24 protein-coding genes are annotated in these 25,455 nt (G+C 63.1%); 7 read left to right on the top strand and 17 right to left on the bottom strand.

Annotated elements, in window-relative coordinates; genetic code table 11:
• Nucleotides 1-74: 74 nt before the first annotated feature.
• From AC1RRE_RS06830 to AC1RRE_RS06790, 9 genes are all read right to left on the bottom strand, one after another.
• On the bottom strand, nt 75-2,147 hold the full coding sequence (locus AC1RRE_RS06830) for a molybdopterin-containing oxidoreductase family protein (RefSeq protein WP_492980360.1): 2,073 nt from the start codon (nt 2,145-2,147) through the stop codon (nt 75-77).
• Nucleotides 2,148-2,160: 13 nt separating this feature from the next.
• A complete protein-coding gene (locus AC1RRE_RS06825; RefSeq protein WP_492980359.1) occupies nt 2,161-3,297 on the bottom strand; it encodes an NAD(P)/FAD-dependent oxidoreductase in 1,137 nt (378 codons plus the stop codon).
• 137 nt (nt 3,298-3,434) lie between these two features.
• The gene (locus tag AC1RRE_RS06820; RefSeq protein ID WP_492980358.1) at nt 3,435-4,892 is read right to left on the bottom strand and encodes an NAD-dependent succinate-semialdehyde dehydrogenase; all 1,458 of its coding nucleotides are present in this window, start codon (nt 4,890-4,892) and stop codon (nt 3,435-3,437) included.
• Between the two features lie 89 nt (nt 4,893-4,981).
• Complete coding sequence (ppk2, locus tag AC1RRE_RS06815; protein WP_492980357.1) at nt 4,982-5,755, bottom strand: polyphosphate kinase 2; 774 nt, start codon at nt 5,753-5,755, stop codon at nt 4,982-4,984.
• Nucleotides 5,752-6,645 carry a pirin family protein gene (locus AC1RRE_RS06810; protein ID WP_492980356.1) on the bottom strand — a complete coding sequence of 298 codons (894 nt, stop codon included), beginning with the start codon at nt 6,643-6,645 and terminating at the stop codon, nt 5,752-5,754. The genes ppk2 and AC1RRE_RS06810 overlap by 4 nt, the downstream gene beginning before the upstream one ends.
• 23 nt (nt 6,646-6,668) lie before the next feature.
• Nucleotides 6,669-7,757: a PLP-dependent cysteine synthase family protein gene (locus tag AC1RRE_RS06805; RefSeq protein WP_492980355.1), complete on the bottom strand. Its 1,089-nt coding sequence runs from the start codon at nt 7,755-7,757 to the stop codon at nt 6,669-6,671.
• An 88-nt stretch (nt 7,758-7,845) separates the two neighbouring features.
• Entirely contained in the window at nt 7,846-9,138 is a 1,293-nt protein-coding gene (locus AC1RRE_RS06800; RefSeq protein WP_492980354.1) for a TRAP transporter large permease, read from the bottom strand.
• Nucleotides 9,129-9,629: a TRAP transporter small permease gene (locus AC1RRE_RS06795; protein WP_492980353.1), complete on the bottom strand. Its 501-nt coding sequence runs from the start codon at nt 9,627-9,629 to the stop codon at nt 9,129-9,131. The genes AC1RRE_RS06800 and AC1RRE_RS06795 overlap by 10 nt, the downstream gene beginning before the upstream one ends.
• A 35-nt stretch (nt 9,630-9,664) precedes the next feature.
• The gene (locus tag AC1RRE_RS06790; protein ID WP_492980352.1) at nt 9,665-10,645 is read right to left on the bottom strand and encodes a TRAP transporter substrate-binding protein; all 981 of its coding nucleotides are present in this window, start codon (nt 10,643-10,645) and stop codon (nt 9,665-9,667) included.
• Nucleotides 10,646-10,922: 277 nt separating this feature from the next.
• Here AC1RRE_RS06790 and AC1RRE_RS06785 point away from each other — a divergent pair, with 277 nt between their 5' ends.
• The 5 genes from AC1RRE_RS06785 to AC1RRE_RS06765 all read left to right on the top strand — a co-directional run bounded on the left by AC1RRE_RS06785 (nt 10,923) and on the right by AC1RRE_RS06765 (nt 15,981).
• A complete protein-coding gene (locus tag AC1RRE_RS06785; protein WP_492980351.1) occupies nt 10,923-11,660 on the top strand; it encodes a FadR/GntR family transcriptional regulator in 738 nt (245 codons plus the stop codon).
• Between the two features lie 33 nt (nt 11,661-11,693).
• Entirely contained in the window at nt 11,694-12,605 is a 912-nt protein-coding gene (gene kdgD, locus AC1RRE_RS06780; RefSeq protein ID WP_492980350.1) for a 5-dehydro-4-deoxyglucarate dehydratase, read from the top strand.
• 23 nt (nt 12,606-12,628) lie between these two features.
• Nucleotides 12,629-13,450, top strand: coding sequence for an NAD-dependent epimerase/dehydratase family protein (locus AC1RRE_RS06775; protein ID WP_492980349.1), 822 nt, complete (start codon nt 12,629-12,631; stop codon nt 13,448-13,450).
• Between the two features lie 12 nt (nt 13,451-13,462).
• Nucleotides 13,463-14,311 carry an amidohydrolase family protein gene (locus AC1RRE_RS06770; RefSeq protein ID WP_492980348.1) on the top strand — a complete coding sequence of 283 codons (849 nt, stop codon included), beginning with the start codon at nt 13,463-13,465 and terminating at the stop codon, nt 14,309-14,311.
• Between the two features lie 278 nt (nt 14,312-14,589).
• A complete protein-coding gene (locus AC1RRE_RS06765) occupies nt 14,590-15,981 on the top strand; it encodes a DEAD/DEAH box helicase (RefSeq protein ID WP_492980347.1) in 1,392 nt (463 codons plus the stop codon).
• Between the two features lie 74 nt (nt 15,982-16,055).
• Here AC1RRE_RS06765 and pcaC read toward each other — a convergent pair whose 3' ends face one another.
• From pcaC to pcaH, 5 genes are read right to left on the bottom strand one after another with little or no spacing between them, the layout of a single operon-like run.
• A complete protein-coding gene (gene pcaC / locus AC1RRE_RS06760) occupies nt 16,056-16,451 on the bottom strand; it encodes a 4-carboxymuconolactone decarboxylase (RefSeq protein ID WP_492980346.1) in 396 nt (131 codons plus the stop codon).
• An 11-nt stretch (nt 16,452-16,462) separates the two neighbouring features.
• On the bottom strand, nt 16,463-17,245 hold the full coding sequence (gene pcaD, locus AC1RRE_RS06755; protein WP_492980345.1) for a 3-oxoadipate enol-lactonase: 783 nt from the start codon (nt 17,243-17,245) through the stop codon (nt 16,463-16,465).
• 17 nt (nt 17,246-17,262) lie between these two features.
• Nucleotides 17,263-18,618 (bottom strand): 3-carboxy-cis,cis-muconate cycloisomerase, encoded by a 1,356-nt coding sequence (locus AC1RRE_RS06750; protein WP_492980344.1) that lies wholly within the window; start codon nt 18,616-18,618, stop codon nt 17,263-17,265.
• Nucleotides 18,619-18,646: 28 nt separating this feature from the next.
• The gene (gene pcaG / locus AC1RRE_RS06745) at nt 18,647-19,219 is read right to left on the bottom strand and encodes a protocatechuate 3,4-dioxygenase subunit alpha (RefSeq protein ID WP_492980343.1); all 573 of its coding nucleotides are present in this window, start codon (nt 19,217-19,219) and stop codon (nt 18,647-18,649) included.
• A gap of 16 nt (nt 19,220-19,235) precedes the next feature.
• Complete coding sequence (pcaH, locus tag AC1RRE_RS06740) at nt 19,236-19,940, bottom strand: protocatechuate 3,4-dioxygenase subunit beta (protein WP_492980342.1); 705 nt, start codon at nt 19,938-19,940, stop codon at nt 19,236-19,238.
• Between the two features lie 148 nt (nt 19,941-20,088).
• Here pcaH and AC1RRE_RS06735 point away from each other — a divergent pair, with 148 nt between their 5' ends.
• Together AC1RRE_RS06735 and AC1RRE_RS06730 are read left to right on the top strand one after the other, a co-directional pair.
• On the top strand, nt 20,089-20,856 hold the full coding sequence (locus AC1RRE_RS06735; protein WP_492980341.1) for an IclR family transcriptional regulator: 768 nt from the start codon (nt 20,089-20,091) through the stop codon (nt 20,854-20,856).
• A gap of 57 nt (nt 20,857-20,913) precedes the next feature.
• Nucleotides 20,914-21,396, top strand: coding sequence for a MarR family winged helix-turn-helix transcriptional regulator (locus tag AC1RRE_RS06730; protein WP_492980340.1), 483 nt, complete (start codon nt 20,914-20,916; stop codon nt 21,394-21,396).
• On the opposite strand, the gene AC1RRE_RS06725 is transcribed toward AC1RRE_RS06730, so the two are convergent.
• The 3 genes from AC1RRE_RS06725 to AC1RRE_RS06715 form a co-directional block, all read right to left on the bottom strand.
• Nucleotides 21,393-22,646, bottom strand: coding sequence for a thiolase family protein (locus tag AC1RRE_RS06725; protein WP_492980339.1), 1,254 nt, complete (start codon nt 22,644-22,646; stop codon nt 21,393-21,395). The genes AC1RRE_RS06730 and AC1RRE_RS06725 overlap by 4 nt on opposite strands.
• Entirely contained in the window at nt 22,636-24,498 is a 1,863-nt protein-coding gene (locus tag AC1RRE_RS06720) for a feruloyl-CoA synthase (protein ID WP_492980338.1), read from the bottom strand. The genes AC1RRE_RS06725 and AC1RRE_RS06720 overlap by 11 nt, the downstream gene beginning before the upstream one ends.
• A 104-nt stretch (nt 24,499-24,602) precedes the next feature.
• Complete coding sequence (locus AC1RRE_RS06715; RefSeq protein WP_492980337.1) at nt 24,603-25,418, bottom strand: crotonase/enoyl-CoA hydratase family protein; 816 nt, start codon at nt 25,416-25,418, stop codon at nt 24,603-24,605.
• Nucleotides 25,419-25,455 lie beyond the last annotated feature (37 nt).

The following is a 25,455-nucleotide window of genomic DNA, read 5'->3' as shown; positions in this document are numbered from 1 at the left end:
AATCGGCCCGCACCGGATCAGTGATTACAGCGACTTAGCGTTTAAGACGCGCGAATCCAGATGGCCCTGGGCGGCTATGCCGCCCGAATCCAGATAGCATTATCGTGGAATGCGGCGCCGCCATTGGGCTGGGCGGCATCGGCGCCGGTCAGCGCGTTGATGCCCATGCCGTCGACGAAGGCCGCATGCGGCCAGATGCTTTCCACCACCACCACGCCGCGCTGCACGCCGTCATACAGCTTGGCATGGATGCGGATGTCACCGCGCGTGTTGCCGATCCGCACCAGATCGCCATCGGCGATGGTCAGCGCCGCCGCGTCCTCGGAGTGAATGAACAGCGTCGGGCGGTTTTCCTTCTTCACCGATGTCGGAGTTTCGGTGAAGCTGGTGTTGAGGAAGTTGCGCGCCGGCGAGGTGATCATGCGGAATGGATGCTCCGCCGTCGCCGTCTCGATGCTGAGCCAGTGATCGGGCAGCGCCGGCATGCCCGCGGCATTCGGCCCCATGCCCTTCCAATCGGGCTTGAAACGGAATTTCTTGTCGGGCCAGGCGAAACCGCCGAGGAAATGCGCGGTGTCGAAGTCCGGCTGGCAGTCGTGCCAGCGCTGCGCGCGCAAGGTCGCCACATCGGGCCAGCCCGAGGCCTTGAGAGTCGCCTCGACGATTTCTTCCGCCGTCATGTCAAAGCCCGCATGCGTCGCACCCAGGCGTTTGGCCAGCTCCGAGAGCACATAATGATTCTCGCGCGCCTCGCCCGGTGCTTCCACCAGCTTCGGCCCCAGCAGGATGTGCTGCTGCCCGCCGGCCTGGTAGATGTCATCATGCTCGGTGAACATCGTCGCCGGCAACAGGATGTCGGCCATCTTCGCCGTGGCGGTCATGAACTGCTCATGCACGCAGGTGAACAGATCCTCGCGCTCGAAGCCGCGCTTGACCAGCAGCGATTCCGGCGCAACTTCCATCGGATTGGTGTTCTGGATCAGCAGCGCGGTGACCGGCGGACCGTTCTTCAGGGCTGCCGCATCGCCGGTCAGCACCGGGCCGATCTGCGACTGGTCGAGCTGGCGGATCGTCGGGTCGACCGCATCCAGGCCATCGATCAGTGTCTTGTCCCAGTGGAAGATCGCGCCGTTATTGTGGAAGGCGCCGCCACCTTCGTATTTCCACGCGCCGGTCACGCTGGCGATGCAGGTGGCGGCATGCATGTTGACCGCGCCGTTGCGGCTGCGCGCAAAGCCGTAGCCGAGCCGGATATAGTGCCGGCGGCGCTCGCCCAGCAGATGCGCAAAGGCCTCGATCTCGGCGGCCGGAATGCCGGTGATGGCTGCGGCCCATGCCGGCGTGCGGCTCTGCAGATGCGCTTCCAGCTCGGCCGGCGCGTCGGTGTATTGCGCCATGTAGTCGCGGTCGGCCAGGCCGTCGCGGAACAGCACATGCATCACGGCACAGGCCAGCGCGCCATCGGTACCCGGCCGCACGATCAGCGCGATATCGGCCTGTTGGGCGGTGGCATTGTGATAAGCGTCGATCACAACGATCTTGGCGCCGCGCTCCTTGCGGGCGCGGATCGCGTGCGTCATCACGTTGACCTGGGTATGCACCGCATTGGTGCCCCAGATCACCACCAGATCGCTTTTCGCCATCTCGCGCGGATCGGGACCGCTCAGATGTCCCGTCGCGGCGATGAAGCCGGCACGCGCCAGCGTCACGCAGATGGTGGAATGCTGGCCGGAATATTTCTTCACATGCCGCAGGCGATTGATGCCATCGCGCTGCACCAAACCCATGGTGCCGGCGTAGTAGTATGGCCAGACACTTTCACTGCCATGCTTCTTCTCGGCCGCCAGGAAAGCCTCGGCCGTGCGGTCGAGTGCTTCCTCCCACGAGATCGGCTTGAACTGCCCGCTGCCCTTCGGACCGGTCCGCAGCATGGGCTGCAGCAGACGCTCCTTGTGGTTGGCGCGTTCGGCATAGCGCGCGACCTTGGCGCAGATCACGCCGGCGGTGTAACTGTTCTCTTCCGCGCCACGCACCTTGCCGATCTGGCCATTCGGCAGCAGCTCGATCTCCAGCGCGCAGGTCGAAGGGCAATCATGCGGGCAGGCGCTGTGGCCGATGGTCGGCTTGGGGGCGAAAGGCGCGTTCATCTCAACCTGCCAACTATCTCAGACGACTTGGGCTCAGATTCTGTTCGGTGACACCGAGATCAGCCACATCCTGCGGCAGGCCCCGGCCCTGCGCCAGCGCTCCGGCGACCCGGGCCATGGCGGCAGATGTCTGGATACCATAGCCGCCCTGCGCCGCCAGCCAGAAGAATCCTGATTTCTGCGCATCAAAGCCGCAAACAATGGTGCGATCAGCGACGAAACTGCGCAACCCCGCCCATTTCGCCGCCAGACGACGCACCTGCAGCGTGGAGACGGCTTCCAGCCGGTCGACTGCGATGGCGATATCCATCTCGTCCGGCTGCGCATCGGTGGGCTCGGAATCTGTCTCGTCGCAGGGCGAGAGCAGGATGCGGCCGGCGTCAGGCTTGAAGTAATAGGCTTCGTCGGCGTCGATCACCATCGGCCAGCCATGAATATCAGTGCCAGCCGGCGGATCGAAGGTGACGGCGGTGCGCCGCTTCGGCTTCAGGTCGATGAGCGCGGCGCCAGCCATCTGCGCCACCACATCGCCCCAGGCGCCGGCAGCATTGATCACCACCGGCGCCGAGAATGCGCCCCTGGTGGTTTCGACAATCCAGTCGTTGCCTGCTGCTTGCTGCAGGCCGGTGACCTCCGCATCAGTGATCATGCGGCCGCCGGCTGCCGTCATGGCGCGCAGGAAGCCGTTATGCAGGGCATGCACCTCGATATCCATGGCATCGGGTTCCGACAGCGCCCCACCGGCGATGGCATCGGGCTTCAGCACCGAGACCTGCGCTGCGGTTTCGGCAGCCGAAATCCGCTTCACGCTCGGCACCAGCCTGCGCATGTCCTCGTATTTGCGATCCAGCTCGGCCGCCTGCTCCGTGCTGCCGATATGCAGCGCGCCGCGCGGCGTGAGGATCGGCACGGACGCGAAGCCGGCCGGCGGGTTCATCAGGAAGTCGCGGCTGGCAACCGTGAGCGCGCGGATCGGTGCATTACCGTAGGTTTCGGCGAACAGCGCCGCCGAGCGGCCGGTGGTGTGATAGCCCGGCTGGCTTTCGCGCTCGAGCAGGACAATCTTCTTGCCCTCACGCGCCAGCGTGTAACCCGCACCGGCACCGGCAATCCCGCCGCCGATAATCACCACGTCACAACGGTCCGTCATGCGATCCTCTTTCAGTCCGGGGAGCGCCGCAGCCATTCTGTCGGGCCGTCAGCGTTCCTCGACTATAGGACCCGGCATCCGCCATAACCAATGCCTTCAGGTCATGACACGATGTCTGAAAACTCAATCCTGCGACGTCAGACCCCGCCGAAGCAGAGGTATTTCAGCTCAACGAAGCTGTCGATGCCGTATTTCGAGCCTTCGCGGCCATGGCCAGATTCCTTGATGCCGCCGAAGGGCGCTTCGGCCGTCGAGATCAGGCCCTCGTTGATGCCGACCATGCCGTATTCCAGCTTCTCGGCCACGCGCCAGACCCGGCTGATATCGCGGCTGTAGAAATAGGCGGCCAGGCCATACACGGTGTCGTTGGCCAGCCGGATCGCCTCGGCCTCGTCCTTGAACTTGTAAATCAGCGCGACGGGACCAAAGATTTCTTCCTGCGCGGAATCCATCTTCGTCGTGGCGTCGACGATCACACTAGGCTGGTAGAAGGTGCCGCCCAACTCATGGCGTTCGCCGCCGACCAGCACCTTGGCGCCCTTGGCCTTGGCATCGGCGACCAGCCGCTCGACCTTGTCCAGCGCATCCGTGTTGATCAGAGGTCCCTGATTGACACCATCGGTGAAGCCCGGACCGGTCTTCAGTTTCTTCACGGCCTCGGTCAGCTTCTTGGCGAAGGCGTCGTAAACACCTTCCTGCACGAAAAAGCGGTTGGTGCAGACGCAGGTCTGCCCGGTATTGCGGTATTTGGAGATCATCGCGCCGGTCACGGCGGCATCAACATCGGCGTCGTCGAACACGATGAAGGGTGCATTGCCGCCCAGCTCCAGCGACAGTTTCTTGAGCGTATCCGAACTCTGACGCATCAGAATCTTGCCGACCTCGGTGGAGCCGGTGAAGGAAACCTTGCGCACGATCGGATTGGTGGTGAGTTCGGTGCCGACCTCGGCGCCATGCGACGAGGTGATGATATTGAACGCGCCCTTGAGGATACCGGCTTCGGCCGCCAGATGGGCCAGCGCCAGGGCGCAGAGCGGCGTGTCTTCCGCCGGCTTGACCACCACGGTACAGCCGGCGGCCAGTGCCGGCGCAACCTTGCGGGTGATCATGGCGATCGGGAAATTCCACGGCGTGATCGCCGCCACCACGCCGATGGGCTGCTTGATTATCACGATGCGCTTGTCGGCAGCATGACCGGGAATGGTGTCGCCATAGATACGACGCGCTTCCTCGGCAAACCACTCGACGAAGCTGGCGCCATAGACCACCTCGCCTTTGGCCTCGGCCAGCGGCTTGCCCTGCTCCAGGGTCATCAGCGCACCGAGATCATCCTGGTGCTGCAGGATCAGGTCGTACCATTTGCGCAGGATAGCTGTGCGCTGCTTGGCAGTGAGCGCCGCCCAGCCGGCACCCGCCGCCGCTGCCGCATCAATGGCGCGTTTGGTTTCGGCACGGCCCATATCCGGCACTTCGGCGATCACCGCGCCATCGGCAGGATTGGTCACCTTGAAAGTCTTGCCGCTATCAGCCCCTACCCAGGCACCGTCGATATAGGCCTGACGACGCAGCAGGTCGGCATGTTTGATGTGGGTCATGGCGGCGCTCCTCTTGTTTTGCGAAAAGGTAGCGCGCGTGCCCCCGCCCTTCCAGTGGCGGGGCCGTGATAATGCTGCAATTTCAGCGGTTATTCGGCCAAACGGCCGTCACGCAGGGCGCGTGGCTGGAACGGAAACACGATCTTGCGATCCGGCGTCAGCAGCGCCGGCTTGGCCCTGTCCTTGTAATCGACCCGGGCCAGCAGGTCGCGGATCAGGTTCAGCCGCGCCATGCGCTTGTCATTCGCCCGCACGACGGTCCAGGGCGATGCCGGCGTGCTGGTGCGGCTCAGCATGACATCGCGTGCCTTGCTATAATCCTTCCAGTGTTTCAGCGCCGCCTCGTCGATCGGGCTGATCTTCCACTGCTTGAGCGGATCCTTGCGGCGCGCATCCAGCCGGCGTTTCTGCTCGGCCTTGTCGATATCGAGATAGTATTTGAACAGCTGGATGCCGGACCGGATCAGCATGTCTTCAAAAACAGGGACGGTTGCCAGAAAATCCTCGTATTCGCCCTTGCTGCAGAACCCCATGACGCGTTCGACGCCGGCGCGGTTATACCAGCTTCTGTTGAACAGGACGAAATCGCCGGCAGCCGGCAGATGCGCCACATAGCGCTGGAAATACCACTGGGTCTCTTCGCGGTCCGATGGCTTGCCCAGCGCCACCACCCGGGATTCGCGCGGGCTCATATGCTCCAGGATGGCCTTGATCGCGCCATCCTTGCCGGCGCCGTCGCGGCCTTCCAACAGGATCAGCAGCTTGCCGCCGGTGCGGATCAGGTACCGCTGCAGGCGGACCAATTCAATCTGCAGGTCGCGCAACTCAGCGCGATAGTCGCCCTCGCTGCCGGCCTTGCTCACATGCCCTCCGGCAGTGGAATGAACTCGGTCTCACCCGGCACCTTGTCGAAACGGCCCGCACGCCAATCGGCCTTGGCCCGCTCGATGCGATCTTTTGACGATGACACGAAATTCCACCACAAGTGCCGTTCGCCATCCAGCGGTGCACCGCCCAGCAGCATCAGCCGCGCCGAGCCATCCGCCGTGATCTGCGGCCGCGCGCCGGGCTTGAGCACCAGCATGTTACCGCTCTCGAACACCACACCATCCAGCATCACCTTGCCGATGGCGACATAGACGGCCTGTTCCTCATAACCATCCGGCAGCGGCACGACCGCGCCATCCTGCAGCTGGGCATCCAGATAGAACATCGGCGCGAAAGTCTGCGCGGGAGCGGTGACCCCGAAAGCCGTGCCGGCGATCAGGCGCAGGTGGACGCCCGGCTTCTCGATCTGGGGCAGTGTGCTGGCCGGATGATGATGGAAAGTCGGTTCGGTTTCCTCATGGCTCTGCGGCAGCGCGAACCAGGACTGGATGCCGTGCAACGGCGAGCCGGACTGGCGAATTTCAGGTCGGGTGCGCTCTGAATGCGCGATGCCGCGACCGGCCACCATCCAGTTCACATCGCCCGGCCGGATCGGCTGCACCACGCCCAGACTGTCGCGATGCATGATCTCGCCTTCGAACAGGTAAGTGACCGTGGCCAGACCGATATGCGGATGTGGCCACACCTCCAGGCCATGGCCGGGCTCGAACTGCACCGGCCCCATATGATCAAAAAAGACAAAAGGCCCAATATGGCGGTGTTTGGCCACCGGCAGCACGCGGCGGACACTGAAGCCCTCACCCAGATCACGCAGCCGCGGGGTGATGACCATATCGACGGATTCAGGCAACGCAGCGTCGGACATGTACGGGAACCTCCGGCTGCAGATTACTGCCAGCGGCCATCCCGGACAATGGAGTCCAACCGCTGCAGATGCGGTGCGATATCCATGTTTTGTGCAGCCAACCAGGTATCGTCACAGTAAGTGCGTGCATAGCGCTCACCGCTGTCACAGAGCAGCGTGACCACACTGCCGCGCTCGCCCGCCGCCTTCATCTCACACAACAGTTGCAATGCGCCGACAAAGTTGGTGCCGGTGGAACCACCGACCTTGCGGCCCAGCAGGCGCGACAGCAATCGCATGCCCGCCAGCGACGCCGCATCAGGCACAGTCACCATGCGATCCACGACTTCAGGCTGGAAGGAGGCTTCCACGCGCGGGCGGCCGATGCCTTCGATGCGCGAGGCGCGGTCGCAGACCAGCGATGGGTCGCGCAGCCGCCAGAAGTCGTGGAAGACGGAATATTCCGTATCGACCACACAGAGCTCGGTGGCCATGCGATTGTAGCGCAGATAGCGGCCGATGGTGGCGGATGTGCCGCCAGTCCCCGCGCCCACCACGATCCAGCGCGGCTCAGGATGCTCCTCATGGGCCATCTGCTCGAAGATCGATTCCGCGATGTTGTTGTTGCCGCGCCAGTCGGTGGCGCGCTCGGAATAGGTGAACTGATCCATGTAATGTCCGCCGCATTCGCGGGCGAGCCGCTCGGCCTCGGCATAGACATGGCCGGCCTGCTCCACCAGATGGCAGCGGCCACCGTAGAATTCGATCTGCGCGATCTTTTCGGCTGAGGTGGTCTTCGGCATCACCGCGACGAAGGGCAATCCCAGCAGCCGGGCGAAATAGGCTTCCGACACGGCAGTCGAGCCGGACGAAGCCTCCACGACGGTAGTCTGCGGACCGATCTTGCCGTTGCACAGGCCATAGAGAAACAGCGACCGCGCCAGCCGGTGCTTCAGGCTGCCGGTGGGATGGCTCGATTCATCCTTGAAATAGAGCGTGAGCCCGGCAAAGGCCGGCAGCTCGAGACGGAAGAGATGCGTATCGGCTGAACGGTTGAAATCGGCCTCGATGCGGCGGAGCGCCTCGTTGACCCAATCCCGCGGATAAGAATTCTGAACCGGGGCGACGGACATGCGATGGTTCCTTCTGGCTGGCCTTAAGCCATAGCCATCGGATCCTCTGCCGCCAAGCCTTTCACGAGATTTTTCTGTGCAATCCCGATCAGTGAGTCGGCCCGATGATCAGGTTGGGCAGGAACAGCGAGAATTGCGGCACATAAGTGACGAGGAACAGCGCAGCCAGTAGCGCGCCGTAGAATGGCCAGATCGTCTTCATCACATGGCCGATCGAGACCTCGCCGATGGCGCAGCCGACGAACTGCGTGGTGCCAACCGGCGGCGTGTTCAGGCCGAGTGCACAGTTGATCAGCATCAGCATGCCGAACTGCACCGGCCCCATGCCGTACTGCATGCAGATCGGCAGGAAGATCGGCGTGCAGATCAGGATGGTTGCTGCCATGTCGAGGAAAGTGCCCAGCACGAACAGGATCAGGTTGACCAGGAAGAACATCAGCCAGGGATTGGTGGTGATCTTGGACAGCGCCTCGCCGGTCAGCTCGGCCACACTATACAGGCTGATCAGATAGCCAAACGTATTGGATACGCCGATTAGCAAGAGAACAATACCAGTGGTCTTCACAGCCTTGGCAGCCGCCTTCAGCAGTTGAGGCCAGGTCAGGGACTTGTACAACAGGGTCGCCAGCAGGATGGCATAGACCACCGCGATGGCGGCAGACTCGGTCGCCGTGAACACGCCGGTGAGAATGCCGGTAATGATGATGACGACCACGAACAGGCCCGGCAGGGCAGCCGCACCCGAGCCCAGCACTACAGGCCAGCCCGGGAAGGTGCCGGCGGGATAGCCGCGCCGGATCGCCACCAGATAGGCCGCCACCAGCATGCAGAGCGTGAGCAGCGCCGCCGGGATCATGCCGGCCACAATCAGCGCGGCGATCGAGACCTTCCCGCCGGCGGCCAGCGAATAAATGATCATGTTGTGGCTGGTCGGCATCAATGCGCCGACGAGCGAGGCATGGGTGGTGACGTTGACGGCGTAATCCGCGTCATACCCTTCCTTCTTCATCATCGGGATCATGACGGCGCCCATGGCCGAGACGTCGGCGACCGGCGAACCGGATACGCCGCCGAACAGCGTGCAGGCCACAACATTCGACATGCCGAGGCCGCCGCGGATATGGCCGACCATGTCCTTGGCGAATTTCACGATGCGGTCAGCGACGCCGCCGTAGAGCATCAGTTCACCGGCAAAGATGAAGAACGGGATCGCCAGGAAGGAAAAGATGTTCATGCCAGCCGACATGCGCTGGAACACGACGGCCAGCGGCAGGCCTTCATAAACGATGGCGGCGACCGCCGAGAGTCCGATTGCGAAGGCGACAGGGACGCCGAGAACCAGGAAGCCGAAGAAACTGACGGCCAGAATGGTCAGTGCCATGACGGGCGAACCTCTTTGCCCGCGAACAGGGCCAGGATGTGCTCAAGCGAGAATAGCGTGATCAGCACGCCGGCAATCGCCAGGGGAATGTGATTGAGGCCCTCGGAAAGGCCCAGGTTCGGAATCTTGTAGGGCATGACGGATTCAGCCAACAGCCAGGCATTCCAGCCCATGACGATGCCGAAGACTGCGACCAGCACATGGATCAGAATCTCGACCCAGATGCGGTGCCGCTCGGGCATGATCATGACCAGCACCGATTCAAGGCCGATATGGCCTGCATCGCGCACGCCCACGGCAGCGCCGAACATGGTGACGTAAAGCACCAGGACCAGGGCGAAGCTCTCGGCCCAGGTGGGCGTGTCGTTCAGCACATAACGGCCGAAGACCTGGTAGGTAACGACGGTGACGATGCCCAGCAGGCCCGCCACCGCCACATACATGCAAAGCCGGGAAATCCAGGCATTGAGCGCATTCAACAAACTCAGCATGGATACTCCCGGCTTCGACTGTTGCTGTATGCGACTTAGTTGCTGTCGTGAATGCGCTTGACCAGCGTCTGCAGCTTGGCTTCGCCGGCAAACTTGTCATAGACCGGCTTCATCGCATCCTGGAACGACTTCTTGTCGACATCGGTGGTGATCTGCGAACCGCCAGCTTCGACCGTCTTGCGCGACGCCGCCTCGCGCTCGTCCCACAGCTTGCGCATGTAGGGCACCGAGTCCTTGGCGGCCTGACGGATCACCGCCTGCTCTTCCTTCGACAGGCCGTCGAAGATGCGCTTCGAGAACACCAGCAGCTCCGGCGCCAGCGAATGCTCGGTCAGGCTAAAATGCTTGGCCACTTCGTAATGGCGCGCATTGTCGTAGGACGGCCAGTTATTCTCGGCCGCATCCACCACGCCGGTCTTCAGCGCGGTGTAGATTTCGGCATAGGGCAGCGGCGTGGCGTTGGCGCCCATCGCCTGGATCATGGCGACCCACATGTCGGACTGCTGCACGCGGACCTTGAGGCCCTTCATGTCGGCCACGGTCTTGATCGGCTTCTTGGTGTTGTAGAAGTTGCGCGAACCGCTGTCGTAATAGGCCAGCCCGATGAAGCCCTGCGGCTCCAGCGTCTTCAGGATGTCCTCGCCCACAGCGCCATCCAGCGTGCGGCGCATATGCTCGGTCGACTTGAAGACGAAAGGCAGCGCCGGGACGATGGTCTCGGGCACGATGTTGTTGAAGGCGGAAATGTTGACGCGCACCATGTCGAGCGCGCCGAGCTTGGTCTGCTCGATGGTGTCCTTCTCCGAGCCGAGCGCGCTCTGGCCGAAGACCTTGATGCTGTGCTTGTTGCCGGTGCGCTCGGCGATCAGCTTGCCCATATAGGCGACCGCCTGCACGGTGGGATAATCCGCCGGATGCACGTCGGCGGAGCGGAATTCCTTGGCCGAGGCCGCGCCGGCGAAACCGGTGGCGATGGCGAGCCCAATAAGGGCGCGGGTTGCTGTGCGCATGGTCATTATATCCTCCCTAAGCGACCTTTAGTCGTCGTGTTATCATACAACAGTTTTAAGAATTAGAGTCAACGGGCCGACCACCACTTTCCCCTCACTCTCAAGTATTACCCAGTTTTATGCCGTTTTTATGTGAAACAGGCATGAGTTGCGGATCCTAGCTCCGACTCGGTCATGTGCGTTAATTTCCCAAACCCATCAGTTGTCATACAAGTAGACGGATGCTACAGCTTGCCCCAAGGGGAAGGCCGACCGCTGGCCGTCCGGATTTGAGGAGCATGCCGTGACGGCCCTACGCCGACGCGAAACCCTGACTTCGCAGCTGAGCAAGTCGCTGACCGAGCGCATCGCCAAGGGCGTGCTCAAGCCCGGCGACAAGCTGCCGAGCGAACAGGAACTGATTGGGGAATTTGGCGTTAGCCGCACCGTAGTGCGGGAGGCGATCTCGTCCCTGCGCGCCGCCGGCCTGGTCGCTACCCAGCAGGGCGTCGGCGCCTTCGTGCAGGCTGCCGCCGCCGCCCAGCCCTTCCGCATCGACGAGACCAGCCTCGACCTGATCAAGGAAGTGATCAATGTGCTGGAGCTGCGTACCGGCCTGGAGGCCGAAGCCGCAGCACTCGCTGCCCAGCGCCGCAAGCCCGAACATCTGGAAGCCATGCGCCAGGCGCTTGACCGCATGGCGCGGGCGATCGCTGCCTCCGAAGACGCCGTGGCGCCGGACCTGGATTTCCACCAGACCATCGCCGAGGCCACCGGCAACGTGCATTTCACGCATCTGTTCGGCTATCTCGGCGCGCTGATGATCCCGCGCGCCCGCGTGCAGACTTTCCGCTTCTTCGCCGATGACCGCACCGCCTATCTCAATCGCGTCAACAGCGAGCATGAAGACATCTATCAGGCGATCCTTCGTCAGGACAGTGATGCCGCCCGCTCGGCCATGCGCCTGCATTTGAGCAATAGCCGCGAGCGCCTGCGCCGCGCCATGGAACAGACGCGGGATCAACCCGCAGCACGCGGCTGAAGCCGCCTCCCCGTTTTCGTTCAGAGGTGAAACATGGAACCCAATGCGCTGAAGGCCGCGATCTCGTCGGGGCTGCTTTCCTTCCCGGTGACCGATTTCGATGCCGCCGGCAATTTCGAGCCCAAGGGCTATCGCCGCCGCCTGGAATGGCTGGCGCCCTATGGCGCGACCGCCCTGTTCGCCGCCGGCGGCACTGGCGAATTCTTCTCGCTGGCGCCCGATGAATACAGCGCCGTAGTGAAGATCGCCGTCGACACCTGCAAGGGCAAGGTGCCGATCATCGCCGGCACTGGTTATGGCACGCGCCAGGCCATTGCCTATGCGCAAGAAGCCGAACGCCTGGGCGCGGCCGGCCTACTGGTGCTGCCGCATTATCTGGTGGAAGCTGATGCCGAGGGCATCAGCCGCCATGTCGCCGCCATCTGCAAGAGCGTGAAGATCGGCGTCATCGTCTATAACCGCGGCATCTGCCGCCTCGGTCCGGATCATCTGGCCAAGCTGGCCGACCAGTGCCCCAACCTGATCGGCTTCAAGGATGGCATTGGCGATCTGGAGTTGATGGTGGCGGTGCGCCGCAAGATGGGTGACCGCTTCAGCTATCTGGGCGGACTGCCGACAGCCGAATTCTTCGCCGCGCCCTACAAGGCGATGGGCGTGCCGGTCTATTCCTCGGCCGTGTTCAACTTCATCCCGAAGACCGCGATGGACTTCTATCGCGCCATCGCCGCCGATGACATCACCACCTGGACCAAGATCCTGGACGAGTTCTTTATGCCCTATTCGGCGATCCGCAACCGCCGCCCGGGCTATGCTGTCAGCATCATCAAGGCCGGCGCACGGCTGGTCGGCTATGATGCCGGCCCGGTGCGCACCCCGCTGGTTGATTGCAGCGAAGAAGAGCACAAGATGCTCAAGACCCTGATCGACAAGATGGGCCCGCAATAAAAGACCCAAAGGAGAAAACGACGATGAAGCGCGTTCTGCTCACCGGCGCCAGCGGCGGCGTCGGCACCCGTCTCCGCCAGCTGCTGAAACCCCTGTACCCTGAACTGGTACTGAGTGATCTCAAGTCGCCCGCCGACCTGCGCAGCGACGAGGAATTCATTGCCGCCGATCTGGCCGATTACGGTGCGGTCGAGAAAATCGTGAAGGGCATCGACGGTATCGTGCATCTGGGCGGCTTCTCGGTGGAAGGTCCCTGGGAAACCATCCTGAATTCCAACATCATCGGCTGCTACAATCTGTTCGAGGCCGCGCACAAGGCCAGCACCAAGCGGGTCGTCTTTGCCTCGTCCAACCACGTGATGGGCTTCCATCCGCGCAGCAAGAAGATCGATACCGAAGCCATTCCCCTGCCCGATACGCGCTACGGACTCAGCAAGCTCTTTGGCGAAGGTCTGGGCTCGCTCTATGCCTACAAGCATGGCATGGGCGTGCTGTCGATCCGCATCGGCAACTTCGGCGACAAGCCGATCGACGAGCGGCGCCTGGCGATCTGGCTGCGGCCCGATGATCTGGTGCAGCTGATCCGCCTCGGCCTGGAAAAGCCCGGCCTGGTCTACGAGGTCGTCTACGGCATGTCCGACAACAAGCGCGCCTGGTGGGACAACAGCCATGCGCTGTCGCTGGGCTACAAGCCGGCCGGCCAGTCGGAAGACTTCGCAGCAGAAGCCATCGAAGCGCAGAAGTCGCTGCCGGTCGATCCCATCGGCGGCTATTTCCAGGGCGGCACACCCTTCTGCAGCCAGGAATTCGATGGCGATTTCGAAAAACTGAAAAAGCTGCCTTAAGCGGAGCGCATCATGACCTATACCCGCGTCTTTACCGGCCCCAAGCCGAAGCTGCAGATGCCCAAAGGTGCCTGCGACACCCACATCCATTTCTACGATGACCGCTATAAGCCCCTGCCGAATACGCCGACGCCGCCGGCCGTGGGCGTGGCCGAGTATCGTCAGGTGATGGACTGGCTGGGTATCGAACGCGTCATCGTCGTGCAGGCCAATGCCTACGGCGACGATAACCGTCTGGTCATGGATGCCACGGCCGAGCTGGGCGACAAGGCCCGCGCGGTCGTCGTGGTGAAACCCGGCGTCCCTGACGCCGAACTCGAGCGCCTGACCAAGGGCGGTGCGCGCGGCCTGCGCACCATGAACCTGCTGGGCGGCACTCTGAAACTGGATGTGGCCGAAGAGATGGCCAACCGGATCGCGCCATTCGGCTGGAGCATCCTGCTGCAGCTCAACGGCCGCGAACTGCCCGAGCATGAGGCGATGATCAAGCGCCTGCCCTGCCGCGTCGTGATCGATCATGTGGGCAAGTTCATCGACCCGGTGCCGGTGGACCACCCCTCCTTCCAGTCGCTGCTGCGCCTGGTGGATACCGGCAATGTCTGGGTCAAGTTGGCCGGCGTGTATGAGACCTCGAAGACCGGCAAGCCGACATACGAAGACGTCGGCGCACTGGCCAAGACGCTGGTGAAGCACGCGCCCCAGCGCATGATCTGGGCCAGCAACTTCCCGCATGCCCAGGCCGACAAATTCGGCTATCCGGACGAAGCCGCCCTGCTCGACCTCATGCTTGACTGGGTGCCCAGTGAGGCGGACCGGAAGCGGATTTTCGTCGATAACCCCGTCGAACTGTACGGTTTCTAGGCATTACCGGTTATTTCACTTGACGGCGGGCGCTCCAGACTCCATATAGCGCCTGCCGTTCGACCGTCAGATCTTCTTCTGGGCGTCGATGGCCTTTCGCGCCGGGCCGCGTGAACGAGGAGCACTCCAACCGCTCTTTCGTCCTGCCAGCGCCTTCAGTTCTCTTCATATACGACCCAGGTCACGCGGGGCGTTTCATCGGTCCCCGCGTATGACCGTTGTGCTGCAGGCGGAATCCCGCCCCGCGCCGTCGTACGCCTTGTTTCAAGGATTTTCCTTTGACTACTTTCAATGACCTTGGTCTCGACCAGGCCCTGCTCAACGCTATTGCCGCGGGCAAGTACACCCAGCCGACGCCGATCCAGGCGCAGGCCATTCCGCCGGTGATCGCCGGCCGCGACATCCTCGGCATCGCCCAGACCGGCACCGGCAAGACCGCTGCCTTCGCCCTGCCAATCCTGCAGCGTCTGGCCGCCGGCAACCGTCGTCCGGCGCCCAAGACCTGCCGCGCGTTGATTCTGAGCCCGACCCGCGAGCTGGCCTCGCAGATCGCCGACAAGTTCCGCGCCTATGGCCGCGAGACCAAGCTGAATGTCGTCACCGTCTTCGGCGGCGTCGGCATGCACCCGCAGACCCAGGCATTGCATCGCGGCGTCGATATCCTCGTCGCCACGCCGGGCCGCCTGATCGACCATATGCAGCAGGGCAACCTGAAGCTCGATCAGGTCGAGACCGTGGTGCTGGACGAAGCCGACCAGATGCTGGACCTGGGCTTCGTGCATGCCATCAAGCGCATTTCGCAGGCACTGCCGAAGGTGCGCCAGAGCCTGTTCTTCTCGGCCACCATGCCGCAGAACATCGCCCAGCTCGCTGCCGGCTTCCTGAAGGATCCGGTCCGCGTGGAAGTTACTCCGGTCGCCACCACGGCCGAGCGTGTCGAACAGCAGGTGATCTTCATCGAAGCCGAGCGCAAGCGCGCCCTGCTTGCTGAAATCATGGCCGACCCGGCCATCACCCGCGCCCTGGTCTTCACCCGCACCAAGCATGGTGCCGACAAGGTGGCCCGTCATCTGGTCGGCGGCGGCGTCCCCGCCGCTGCCATCCATGGCAACAAGTCGCAGAGCCAGCGCGAGCGGGCCCTGGCCGATTTCAAGGCCGGTCGCATCCGCGTGCTGGTCGCCACCGATATCGCCGCCCGCGGCATCGACGTCACCGGCGTCAGCCATGTGGTGAATTTCGAACTGCCGAACGTGCCGGAAAGCTACGTCCACCGCATCGGCCGCACCGCGCGCGCCGGCGCCGCTGGCCAGGCGATCTCGTTCTGCGCCCAGGACGAGCGTCCTTATCTGCGTGACATCGAGCGCATTACCCGCCAGCGCATCGTCACGACCGACCGTCGCGGCGACACGAAACTGGCAGCGGCCACTGCTGCCGAGCCCAAGGGTGAGAACCGCCCGCAGCAGCAGCGTCCGCATGGCCAGAACCGCAACAACCCGCGCGGCAACAACCAGCGTCGCAGCGAGGGACAGCGTCACGGCGGCCCGCGCAGCGAAGGTGGCGGCGGTCAGCGCGACGGCCAGCGCCCGCAGCAGAACCGCCCCAAGCAGGGCGGCCAGGGCCAACGCCCCCGCCACAATGGTGGTCAGCAGGCCAAGGCGACCACGCACTGACCTTTATTCTGCATAGCAGATACGGAAACGGCGCCTTCACGGCGCCGTTTTCTTTTCGGTCAGGTACAGCGGCCTCAGGTCTTCAGGCCATCCTTCTCCATCTGGACGAAAACTTCCTCGGCCCAGTGGAAGGCGCTGTTGCCGGCCGGCACGCCGCAATAGATCGCGGCCTGCATGATCACTTCCTTGATCTCGTCGCGCGTCAGGCCGTTGTTGAAAGCCGCCTTCACATGCAGTTTGAATTCGTCGGGACGATTCAGTGCGATCATCATCGACAGCGTCATGCAACTGCGTGTCTTGCGCTCCAGGCCTGGCCGAGTCCAGATTTCACCCCAGGCATAGCGGGTGATGAAATTCTGGAATTCCTCGTTGAAGGGCGTGATCTTGGCTATTGAACGGTCGACATGGGCATCGCCCAGAACGGCGCGCCGCACCTTCATGCCGGCATCGTAACGCTGCTTATCGTCCATGCGCACTCTCCTCAGCCGGCCAGGAAGCCGGTCAGTTCCTTGGTGAAATCGGCCACCACTTCCACATTGGACAGATGCGCGGCCGGCAATTCGACATAACGGGCACCGGGGATGGCATCGGCCGCCGCCTTGCCGTCGGCAGGTGGTGTCGGCACATCATGAGTGCCGGCGATCACCAGCGTGGGCGCACGGATAGCAGCGATGCTTTCGCGCTGATCCATGTCGCGCACGGCCTCGCAGGCCAGACAATAGCCTTCGGGATTGGTCGACAGCAGCATGGCCGAGACCTTTTCCACCACTGCCGGATTGGCCTTGATAAAGGATTCGGTTAGCCAACGCTGGATTCCGCCCGGCGTGATCGCGGCCATGCCGCTTTTGCGCACTGTGGCGATACGGTCATTCCACACCTGCGCCGTGCCAATCTTGGCCGCCGTGTTGCACAATACCAGCTTGCTGAAGCGATCTGGTGTATGCACGCCCAGCCACATGCCGGTCATGCCGCCCATGGACAGGCCACAGAACATCGCCTTCGGAATATCCAGCGCATCCATCAACGCAATCACATCCCTGCCCAGGCGATCAACCTGATACGGCGCCTTGGGGACCGAAGACTTGCCATGACCACGCGTGTCGTAGCGCAGCACACGAAAACGCTGCAGCAGCGCCGGCATCTGCGGGTCCCACATGGTGTGATCGGTGCCCAGCGAGTTGGACATCACCAGCACCGGTGCATCTTCCGGGCCTTCCAGCCTGTAATGGATGGATACGTCATCATCGGTGGTGATGTGGGACATGGAACTCTCCTGAACCTTTACGGCTTGCGCGCCGCCAGCACACGGTCGACGAAGCCGGTCGCGACGCCGCTGTAACCCAGCGGGTCAAACAGGCGGTCCAGCGCAGCACGGTCGATCTGCGCCATGACGTCCTTGTCTTCGGCCAACACATCGCGCAGATGACGTTTCTCGGTGACGGCTTTCTTCGAGGCTGCTTCGACCAGCGTGTGCGCCGCGCTGCGGCCGATCTTCGCGCCCAGCACCATGGTCACGGCCTCGGCCATGATCAGACCATCGGTCGCATTCAGATTCTCTCGCATCCGGTCAGCCTGCACTTCGAGCCCGGCAATGGTGTCTGCCATCTGCTGCAGGGCACCGGCACTGATCTGCACCAGTTCAGGCAGGGCGGTCCATTCGGCATGCCAGCCCCCCAGGCCGCGTTCATGCTCCTGTGCCATGCCCGACAGCAGGCTGCCGGCCAGATGCGGCGCACGGGTGGCAGCCGCCAGCACGCAGGCCGCCGTCACCGGGTTGCGCTTGTGTGGCATGGTCGACGATCCGCCGCGCCCTTCGCCGGCGGGCTCGAAAGCCTCGCCCACATCGGTCTGCATCAGCAGCGCGATATCGCGCGCCATCTTGCCCAGCGTTCCGGTCAGCAGGGCCAGCAGGGCGCCCAGTTCAACGACGCGGTCGCGCGCGCCATGCCAGGGCATCGCCGGCAGGCCGAGCTTCAGATCAGCGGCCAGGGCTTCGGCCACGGCGAGACCTTTATCGCCCAGTGCTGCCAGCGTGCCAGCCGCGCCGCCGAACTGCAGCACCAGCAGGCGCGGTTTCAGTTCATTCAGGCGATCGCGGTGACGCTCGACGGCATCGAGCCAACCAGCAACCTTGAGGCCGAAGGTGATCGGCAACGCATGTTGCAGCCAGGTGCGCCCCACCATCGGCGTCTGGCGGTGTGCCTTCGCCAGAACGGTGAGAGCAGCCGAAAGCCGCGACAGATCGGCTTCGATCAGACCGACAGCCTTGCGCAGCTGCAGAACCAGCCCGGTATCCATCGCATCCTGGCTGGTGGCGCCCCAGTGCACATAGCCGGACGCCTCCTTGTCCTTGGCTGCGACCTTAGCGGTCAGCGCCTTGACCAGCGGGATGGCGGTGTTGCCGGCGCGCGCCGCCGCCTGCGCCAGGTCATCCAGATCATAAAGCCCGGCATCGCATTGCGCCGCGATAGGCGCAGCGACTGCGGCCGGGATCACGCCGGTCTTCGCCTCGGCACGGGCCAGTGCGGCCTCGAAATCCAGCATGCCCTGCAGATGGGCGCGATCGGTGAAGACCGCCCCGATGGCCGTGCCGTGGAATAGCGGGCCCAGCAGGCCCGTCTTGTTATCGTTTGTCATGGATGCATGTTGCTGAGCCGCGACCGGATCAGCAATCGAAAAAGACGGTTTCTTGCGCACCCTGCATGTGGATGTCCCAGCGATACTCCGCCTTGCCGGCGATTCGCTCGGCGACCAGGCTCGGGCGCCGGCCGGCATCCTCGATCAGACCTAGAATCGGGTCGTTGGCGTTGGCGGCGGTCTCATCGGAGAAATAAATGCGGGTATAGAGATGCCGCAGCATGCCGCGCATGAACAGACAGACCACGATATGCGGGGCCTGCTGGCTATTGTCGCCGCCCGGCACGGTGCCCGGCTTCACGGTGGTGAAGCTGTAGCGGCCTTCCTTGTCGGTCGGCACGCGGCCGAAGCCAATGAATTTGCCATCCAGCGATTTGGACTGGGTGTCTTCCGGATGGGCGTATTTGCCATCGGCATTGGCCTGCCAGAATTCCAGCAGCGCATCGGGGATCGGCTGGCCTTCACCATCGAAGACGCGGCCGGAGATCACGATCTTCTCGCCCTTGGAAGCATCCTTGGCGATATCGGCGACAGTGATGACGGTGAGGCCGAGATGCAGGTAGGGGCCGACCGTCTGCGAGGCAGTGGGAACGAGCGTCATGACAGAAAATCCGTGATCAGGCGTGGGCCGGCGTGGCGTCGCGGCCGCGCAGAACGATATCCCAGCGATAGCCGAGGGCGAATTCGGGGATGGTGGATTCCAGATCGAAGGTGGCGACCATGCTGTCGCGCGCGCGCTGGTCGGTCACGCAATTGAAGATCGGGTCGAGCGGCAGCAGCGGATCGCCCGGGAAATACATCTGCGTCACCAGGCGGGTCATAAAGCTGGGGCCGAACAGCGACAGGTGGATATGCTGTGGACGCCAGGCATTATGATGGTTGCGCCACGGATAGGCGCCAGGCTTCACGGTGACGAAGCGGTAGCGGCCCTCGTCGTCGGTAACGGTGCGGCCGTAGCCGGTGAAATTCGGATCGAGCGGCGCATCATGCTGGTCCAGCGCATGGCGATAGCGACCGCAGGCATTGGCCTGCCACAGCTCGATCAGGGTGCGCGGCACCGGCCGACCGGCCTCATCCACCACACGGCCCGAGAGGATCATGCGCTCACCCAGCGGCTCGGAGGCATGCTGCTTGGTCAGGTCGTTGTCGGTCGGACCGACCAGCTCATGACCGAACAGCGGGCCCGTCACCTCGGATAGCGTATGCGGCAGCAACACCAGCGGTTTGCCGGGCGCGCGCTTGATTGAGGACTGGTAGGGGGCATGCAGGTAGTTCGGCTGGGTGCCCGCTGCGGGGCGCTTGTAGCCGCTGATCTGGGACATTGGTTTCCTCCTGACTCTTTGAACCTTTATAGCCCGCTGGAGCGGATTTGACGCTCGTTTCGTCAAAAATTTCGACATTTCCTTGACTTAATGTGCGTATAACGCACAATAGTTTTATAAAGAAACATTACGGGGAGGTCGTCCGACGATGTCAACGACCATCAATGCACGCGACTTTTCGACCTCGCTGGCCCGCGGCCTGCGGGTCATCACCGCCTTCGACCGCGACAATGACGAAATGACGCTCAGTGAAGTCGCACGCCGCGCCGACATGACGCGCGCCGCCGCCCGCCGCTATCTGCTGACGCTGTGCGAGCTTGGCTATGTCACCGGCGACGGCAAGTATTTCCGCCTCACCCCGCGCGTGCTCGAGCTCGGCTTCGCCTTCCTGACCTCGATGCATATCTGGGAACGTGCGCAGCCCTTCATGGAACGCCTCACAGAGCAAGTGAACGAGTCCTGCTCGATCTCGGTGCTGGAAGGCAGCGATATCGTCTATGTGGCGCGCGTGCCGACCAAGCGTATCATGTCGGTGGCGCTGGGCATTGGCACCCGCCTGCCCGCCTACTGCACCTCGATGGGCCGCGTGCTACTGGCCGATCTGCGCCCCAGCGAGCTGGACCAGTATTTCACCGACACCACATTCGGCGCACTGACGCCGCATACCATCACCGACCCGGAGCGCCTGCGCACAGAGATCGGTGAGGCGCGCCGCGTCGGCTATGCCATGGTAGACCAAGAACTGGAGATCGGCCTGCGCTCGATCGCCGTGCCGATCCGCAACCAGGCCGGCCGCGTGCTGGCGGCAATGAATGTCAGCGGCCATGCCACCCGCATCACCGCGGAGGAAATGCAGCAACGCTACCTCTCGCCGCTGCTCTATGCCGCCGAAGGTATCCGGATGGCCCTGGCTTGATAGACTTGGCGTAATGACGAAGATTGCCCCCGGCCATATTATTGTCTAAGCACAGATATGGCCTCGCCCCGTCGCAAACCTGCCACCACCGCTTTGGTCGCCGATACTGATCCGGCCGTCGATCTCGGCCCGTTGCAGGGCCTGCTCGGCTATCGCCTGCGCCGTGCCCAGCTCGCGGTGTTCCAGGACTTCCTCATCGTGATGAAGCCCTTCGACCTGCGGCCGGCGCAATTCTCGGTACTGGCCATCATCGACGCCAATCCGGGCCTGAAGCAATCCCGTGTCAGCGAAGCGCTGGGGATCAACCGTGCCAATTTCGTCGCCCTGCTGGATGAACTGGAGCAGCGTAAATTAGCGCGTCGCGAACCCGCGCCCGACGACCGTCGTTCGAACGCACTCTACCTGACGCCGAAGGGCGAGACGTTCCTGAAGGACGCCTACAAGCGCCTGCTGATGCACCATGAGAAACGCGTCGAGGCCGTACTTGGTCCCGACAAACAGCAGTTGCTCTCTCTGCTGGAAAAGCTCAACACGCTTTAATCCCTCACTGCGTCCGGATTCTCGATCAGCAACGCAATACCCTGGCCGCCGCCGATGCAGGCCGAGGCCACGCCGTAACGCAGGCCGGACCGCTTCAGCTCGCGCGCGACCGTCACCGAGAGTCGGATACCTGTCGCCGCCAACGGATGGCCGATGGCAATGGCACCGCCATTCACGTTCAGCTTCTCGCGCGGAATATTCAGCGCCCGCATGCAGGCCATCACCTGCGCCCCGAAGGCCTCGTTGATCTCGAAGCGGTCGATCTGGTCGACGGTAATGCCAGCCTTGGCGCAGAGCGCCTGGATCGCCGGCACCGGACCGATGCCCATGACCTCGGGCTTCACGCCGACACTGGCACCCGCCACGATGCGGCCGAGCGGCGCCTTGCCCTTAGCCTTGAGATAGCCGCCCGACACGACAATGGCGGCAGCTGCACCATCCACCACGCCTGATGAGTTGCCGCCGGTCTGCACGCCGCCGAAGGCCGCACGGATCTTGGCCAGCGCCTCCACCGGCGAGGGCCGTACGTGAGTGTCTTCACTGACCTCGGGCGCCTTGCGGCTCATCTTGATGCCACGGCTGTTATAGCCGGACAGCGCGAACTCCTCGCTGCCAACACTGGTGATCTCCCCGGCAAAGAATCCGTCCTTCTTCGCTTTCACGGCGCGACCGAAGCTTTCGGCCGCATAGGCATCCACCTCTTCGCGGGTGATCTGGTATTCGCGCGCCAGATTCTCGGCCGTGTCGCCCATCATGATGCCGGGCGCCGGATCGATCAGGGCTTCCCACAGGAAGTCCTTGAATTCCACCTGCCCCATGCGGAAGCCGTTGCGATGGGTGTAGGACGCCACCGGATTGCGGCTCATCGATTCCGCGCCGACGGCCAGACCAGCTTCGGTCTGCCCCAGCATGATCTGCCCTGCCACCTGCATGATCGCCTCGATGCCGGTGCCGCAGACCCGCTGCACCAGATGCGCCGGCACTTCGAGTGGCACGCCGGCATAAAGCCCGATATGACGCGGCAGCATGTAGGCATCGTAGGACGCCTGCGCCATGTTGCCGGCGACGACCGTGCCGATATCGGCAGCCGGCACATCGGCTTTCTTCAGAGCCTCACGCGCCACCTTGATGCCCAGATCGATGGGCGAGATATCGGCCAGCGGCCCCATGTAATCGGCAAAGGGGGTGCGCACGCCATCCAGCAGCCAGATGTCGTTATAGCTTTGGGCAAGGCCGGGATTAGGCGACATGGGCGATTCTCTCGTTGGCGGTGATGACACGGTCTGAGGGAGAAGTGGCATAGAGGTCTTCGACCAGCGCCACGCGATGGTTCAGCACGGCGCGCTGATTGATCGATCCCTTGTCGGTGACCTCGCCGACATCCAGCGAGGGCAATTCGTCCAGCAGCACCAGGCGCTCGATGCGGCTGGCGCTGCCGGTAGCCTGGGCGATGAAATCGGCCAGCAGACGGGCAAAGGCCATCCGCACCTGCGCCGCATGGGCCAACTGTTCGACACCAGCATTCGCCGGCAGGTCGGGGCAAAGGGCGCGGCAGTTGTCGAGGTCGAGAATAACCAGGCCGGCCAGAGCGTCGCGGTCATGGCCGGCGATCACCACATCGCGCACATAGGGCGCAAAATGCGCGATGAACCTGCCGCGCAGCGGTCCGACACTGACCCAGGTGCCACTGGTGAGCTTGAAATCCTCAGAGATGCGGCCATCGAACATCAGGCCCTTCTCAGGGCTAGCCGGATCGATGAAGCGCGCCGCATCCCCCATCATGTAATAGCCTTCATCATCGAAGGCCTTGGCGCTGATCTCAGGCATATGCCAGTAGCCGGGCGTGACATTCGGCCCGCGCACACGCACTTCCAGTTTCTGGCCATTCGGCACCAGCTTGAGCTCCAACCCCGGCGCCGGCAGACCAATCACGCCGGAGCGATCCACCGGCCAGTTGGCGCAGAGCGCAAAAGGCGCGGTCTCGGTCGAGCCCAGTCCGCTGATGATCGGAATCCGCACGCCGATGGTCTCGACGGCCAGCTCTTCCAGCGCGGTCCAGACATGCTGGGGCAGCGCGGCGCCGGAAAAAAAGATCATCTTCAGGCGGCTGAAAAAGGTCTCGCGCAGCTGTTTGTCGGCGCGCAGGTATGGCACCAGCATCTCAAAGCCCTTGGGGACATTGAAATACACCGTGGGTGCAATTTCCTTGAGATTGCGCACAGTGCGTTCGATCAGCGCCGGCACCGGCTTGCCGTCATCGATGTAAAGCGAGCCGCCGTTATACAATGTGATGCCAATATTGTGGTTGCCGCCAAAGGTGTGGTTCCACGGCAGCCAGTCGATGAAGATCGGCGGCTCCTCGGCAAAAACCGGCAGGGACTGCGCGATCATCTGCTGGTTGCTGCACAGCATGCGCTGTGTGTTGATCACGCCTTTAGGCATCCCGGTGGAGCCCGAGGTGAACAGGAATTTCGCCACCGTATCCGGGCCGACCGCATCATGGACTTGTTCGACCGCAGCCGTGGCCGGCGTTGCCAGCAGAGCCTCGAAGGCGGTCGCAACCCGGCCGGCTACGCCGGTCGTCACCACCACTTCGACATTGGCCGGTACAGCGGCAGCAATCGCCTTGGCAAAGCGCGCACCATCGGCGGCAAAGACCAGACCGGGCTTGAGCAGACCCAGCACATGTTTGAGCTTGGCAAAGTCGGTCGAGACCAGCGCATAGGCCGGCGAGATGGCTGCCGATGGTACGCCGACATACTGCGCGGCCAGCGCCAGCTGCAGATGCTCGAGATCATTGTCTGACAGGATCGCGACCGGGCGTTCCGCAGACAGTTTGCGGTCCAATAGCGCCTGACCGATGGCGCGCACGCGGCCGAGCAGGTCGCCATAGGTCAGTCGCCGCCACTCGCCGTTCCCGTCACGCTGCGCCATGAAGGTGCGGTCGGGCGCCACGCGGGCCCAGTGCACCAGCCGCTCGGTCAGCTTGTCGGGATAGGCGTCCAGCGCTTCGGGTGAGCGCATCAGGATGGTGCCGTCAGGCAGGCGCGTCAGTTCGGTATCGGCGCGACCGTAGCGGACCTGACGATGCGGATGCGTCATACGCGTTCACTCCTCCCGAATGACCCGTAATGACTGGCCGACCGCTTCCGGAAGCCGGCCCGGGTCGCCCGCTGCGGTATACGCAGTCGGGCCTATAACGATTGTCAGTCCTTGCCGACTTTGCCGGCCTTCTTCTCCAGGAAATCCTTGATGCGCACCTTCGCCTCCACATCAGCCTGGGCGATGGAGGAAATCATCGCTTCCATCATGTAGCCGGCTTCAGGCGAACTGTCGGCAATGCGCGGCAACGCATGCATCACAGCGAAATTGGTCATCGGTGCATTGGCGGCGATCTTTTTCGCCAGTTCCATCGCTGTGGCCATGCCCTGACCCTCGCCAACGAGATAATGGGTCAGGCCGATGCCGTGGCCTTCCTCGGCCTTGTAGACGCGGCCGGTCAGCATCATGTCCATCATGCGCGCAACCCCGATGAGTTTGGGGATGCGCACCGAACCGCCGCCGCCCACAAAGATGCCGCGCTGGCCTTCCGGCAATGCATAAAAGGTGCTGGCCTCGGCCACACGGATATGGGTGGAAGCCGCCAGTTCCAGGCCGCCGCCGATCACCGCGCCATGCAGCACCGAAATCACCGGCACCTTGCCGAACTGGATATGACGGAACGCTTCATGCCACATGCGCGAATGGAACACGCCGTCCGTGGAGGACAGTTCCTGCGTCGCGCTCAGATCCAGCCCGGCAGAGAAGTGATCGCCCTCGCCGGCCAGCACTACAACCTTCACGCCATCGGGCGGACTGAGGAAAAAGGTCTGCAGCCCAAGAACCGTGGCGTTGTCCAGGGCGTTACGCTTTTCAGCCCGCTTGAGGGTCAGCAGAGCGATATCGTCCTGCACAACCACACCCAGGGTAGGCGGCAGGCTGAATTCGGCGGTCGGACGGCGGTCAACAGGATCGAGACGCATGGCGGTTATCTTTTTTGTCCGGTAAAGAATTGTTATG

The organism is Ferrovibrio sp. GW821-FHT12D07, from assembly GCF_058807275.1.
This window is presented reverse-complemented; position numbering and strand designations above follow the sequence as displayed.

Coding starts and splice junctions, on each gene's coding strand:
- AC1RRE_RS06805 (WP_492980355.1), bottom strand. CDS start 7,757: ATGTCCGTCGCCCCGGTTCAGAATTCTTATCCGCGGGATTGGGTCAAC.
- pcaH (WP_492980342.1), bottom strand. CDS start 19,940: ATGTCCCAGATCAGCGGCTACAAGCGCCCCGCAGCGGGCACCCAGCCG.
- AC1RRE_RS06720 (WP_492980338.1), bottom strand. CDS start 24,498: ATGACGCATCCGCATCGTCAGGTCCGCTACGGTCGCGCCGATACCGAA.
- AC1RRE_RS06810 (WP_492980356.1), bottom strand. CDS start 6,645: ATGTCCGACGCTGCGTTGCCTGAATCCGTCGATATGGTCATCACCCCG.
- pcaG (WP_492980343.1), bottom strand. CDS start 19,219: ATGACGCTCGTTCCCACTGCCTCGCAGACGGTCGGCCCCTACCTGCAT.
- pcaD (WP_492980345.1), bottom strand. CDS start 17,245: ATGTCCCACATCACCACCGATGATGACGTATCCATCCATTACAGGCTG.
- AC1RRE_RS06750 (WP_492980344.1), bottom strand. CDS start 18,618: ATGACAAACGATAACAAGACGGGCCTGCTGGGCCCGCTATTCCACGGC.
- AC1RRE_RS06730 (WP_492980340.1), top strand. CDS start 20,914: ATGGCCTCGCCCCGTCGCAAACCTGCCACCACCGCTTTGGTCGCCGAT.
- AC1RRE_RS06825 (WP_492980359.1), bottom strand. CDS start 3,297: ATGACGGACCGTTGTGACGTGGTGATTATCGGCGGCGGGATTGCCGGT.
- AC1RRE_RS06715 (WP_492980337.1), bottom strand. CDS start 25,418: ATGCGTCTCGATCCTGTTGACCGCCGTCCGACCGCCGAATTCAGCCTG.
- AC1RRE_RS06820 (WP_492980358.1), bottom strand. CDS start 4,892: ATGACCCACATCAAACATGCCGACCTGCTGCGTCGTCAGGCCTATATC.
- pcaC (WP_492980346.1), bottom strand. CDS start 16,451: ATGGACGATAAGCAGCGTTACGATGCCGGCATGAAGGTGCGGCGCGCC.
- AC1RRE_RS06790 (WP_492980352.1), bottom strand. CDS start 10,645: ATGACCATGCGCACAGCAACCCGCGCCCTTATTGGGCTCGCCATCGCC.
- AC1RRE_RS06770 (WP_492980348.1), top strand. CDS start 13,463: ATGACCTATACCCGCGTCTTTACCGGCCCCAAGCCGAAGCTGCAGATG.
- kdgD (WP_492980350.1), top strand. CDS start 11,694: ATGGAACCCAATGCGCTGAAGGCCGCGATCTCGTCGGGGCTGCTTTCC.
- AC1RRE_RS06800 (WP_492980354.1), bottom strand. CDS start 9,138: ATGGCACTGACCATTCTGGCCGTCAGTTTCTTCGGCTTCCTGGTTCTC.
- AC1RRE_RS06795 (WP_492980353.1), bottom strand. CDS start 9,629: ATGCTGAGTTTGTTGAATGCGCTCAATGCCTGGATTTCCCGGCTTTGC.
- AC1RRE_RS06775 (WP_492980349.1), top strand. CDS start 12,629: ATGAAGCGCGTTCTGCTCACCGGCGCCAGCGGCGGCGTCGGCACCCGT.
- AC1RRE_RS06725 (WP_492980339.1), bottom strand. CDS start 22,646: ATGTCGCCTAATCCCGGCCTTGCCCAAAGCTATAACGACATCTGGCTG.
- AC1RRE_RS06830 (WP_492980360.1), bottom strand. CDS start 2,147: ATGAACGCGCCTTTCGCCCCCAAGCCGACCATCGGCCACAGCGCCTGC.
- AC1RRE_RS06735 (WP_492980341.1), top strand. CDS start 20,089: ATGTCAACGACCATCAATGCACGCGACTTTTCGACCTCGCTGGCCCGC.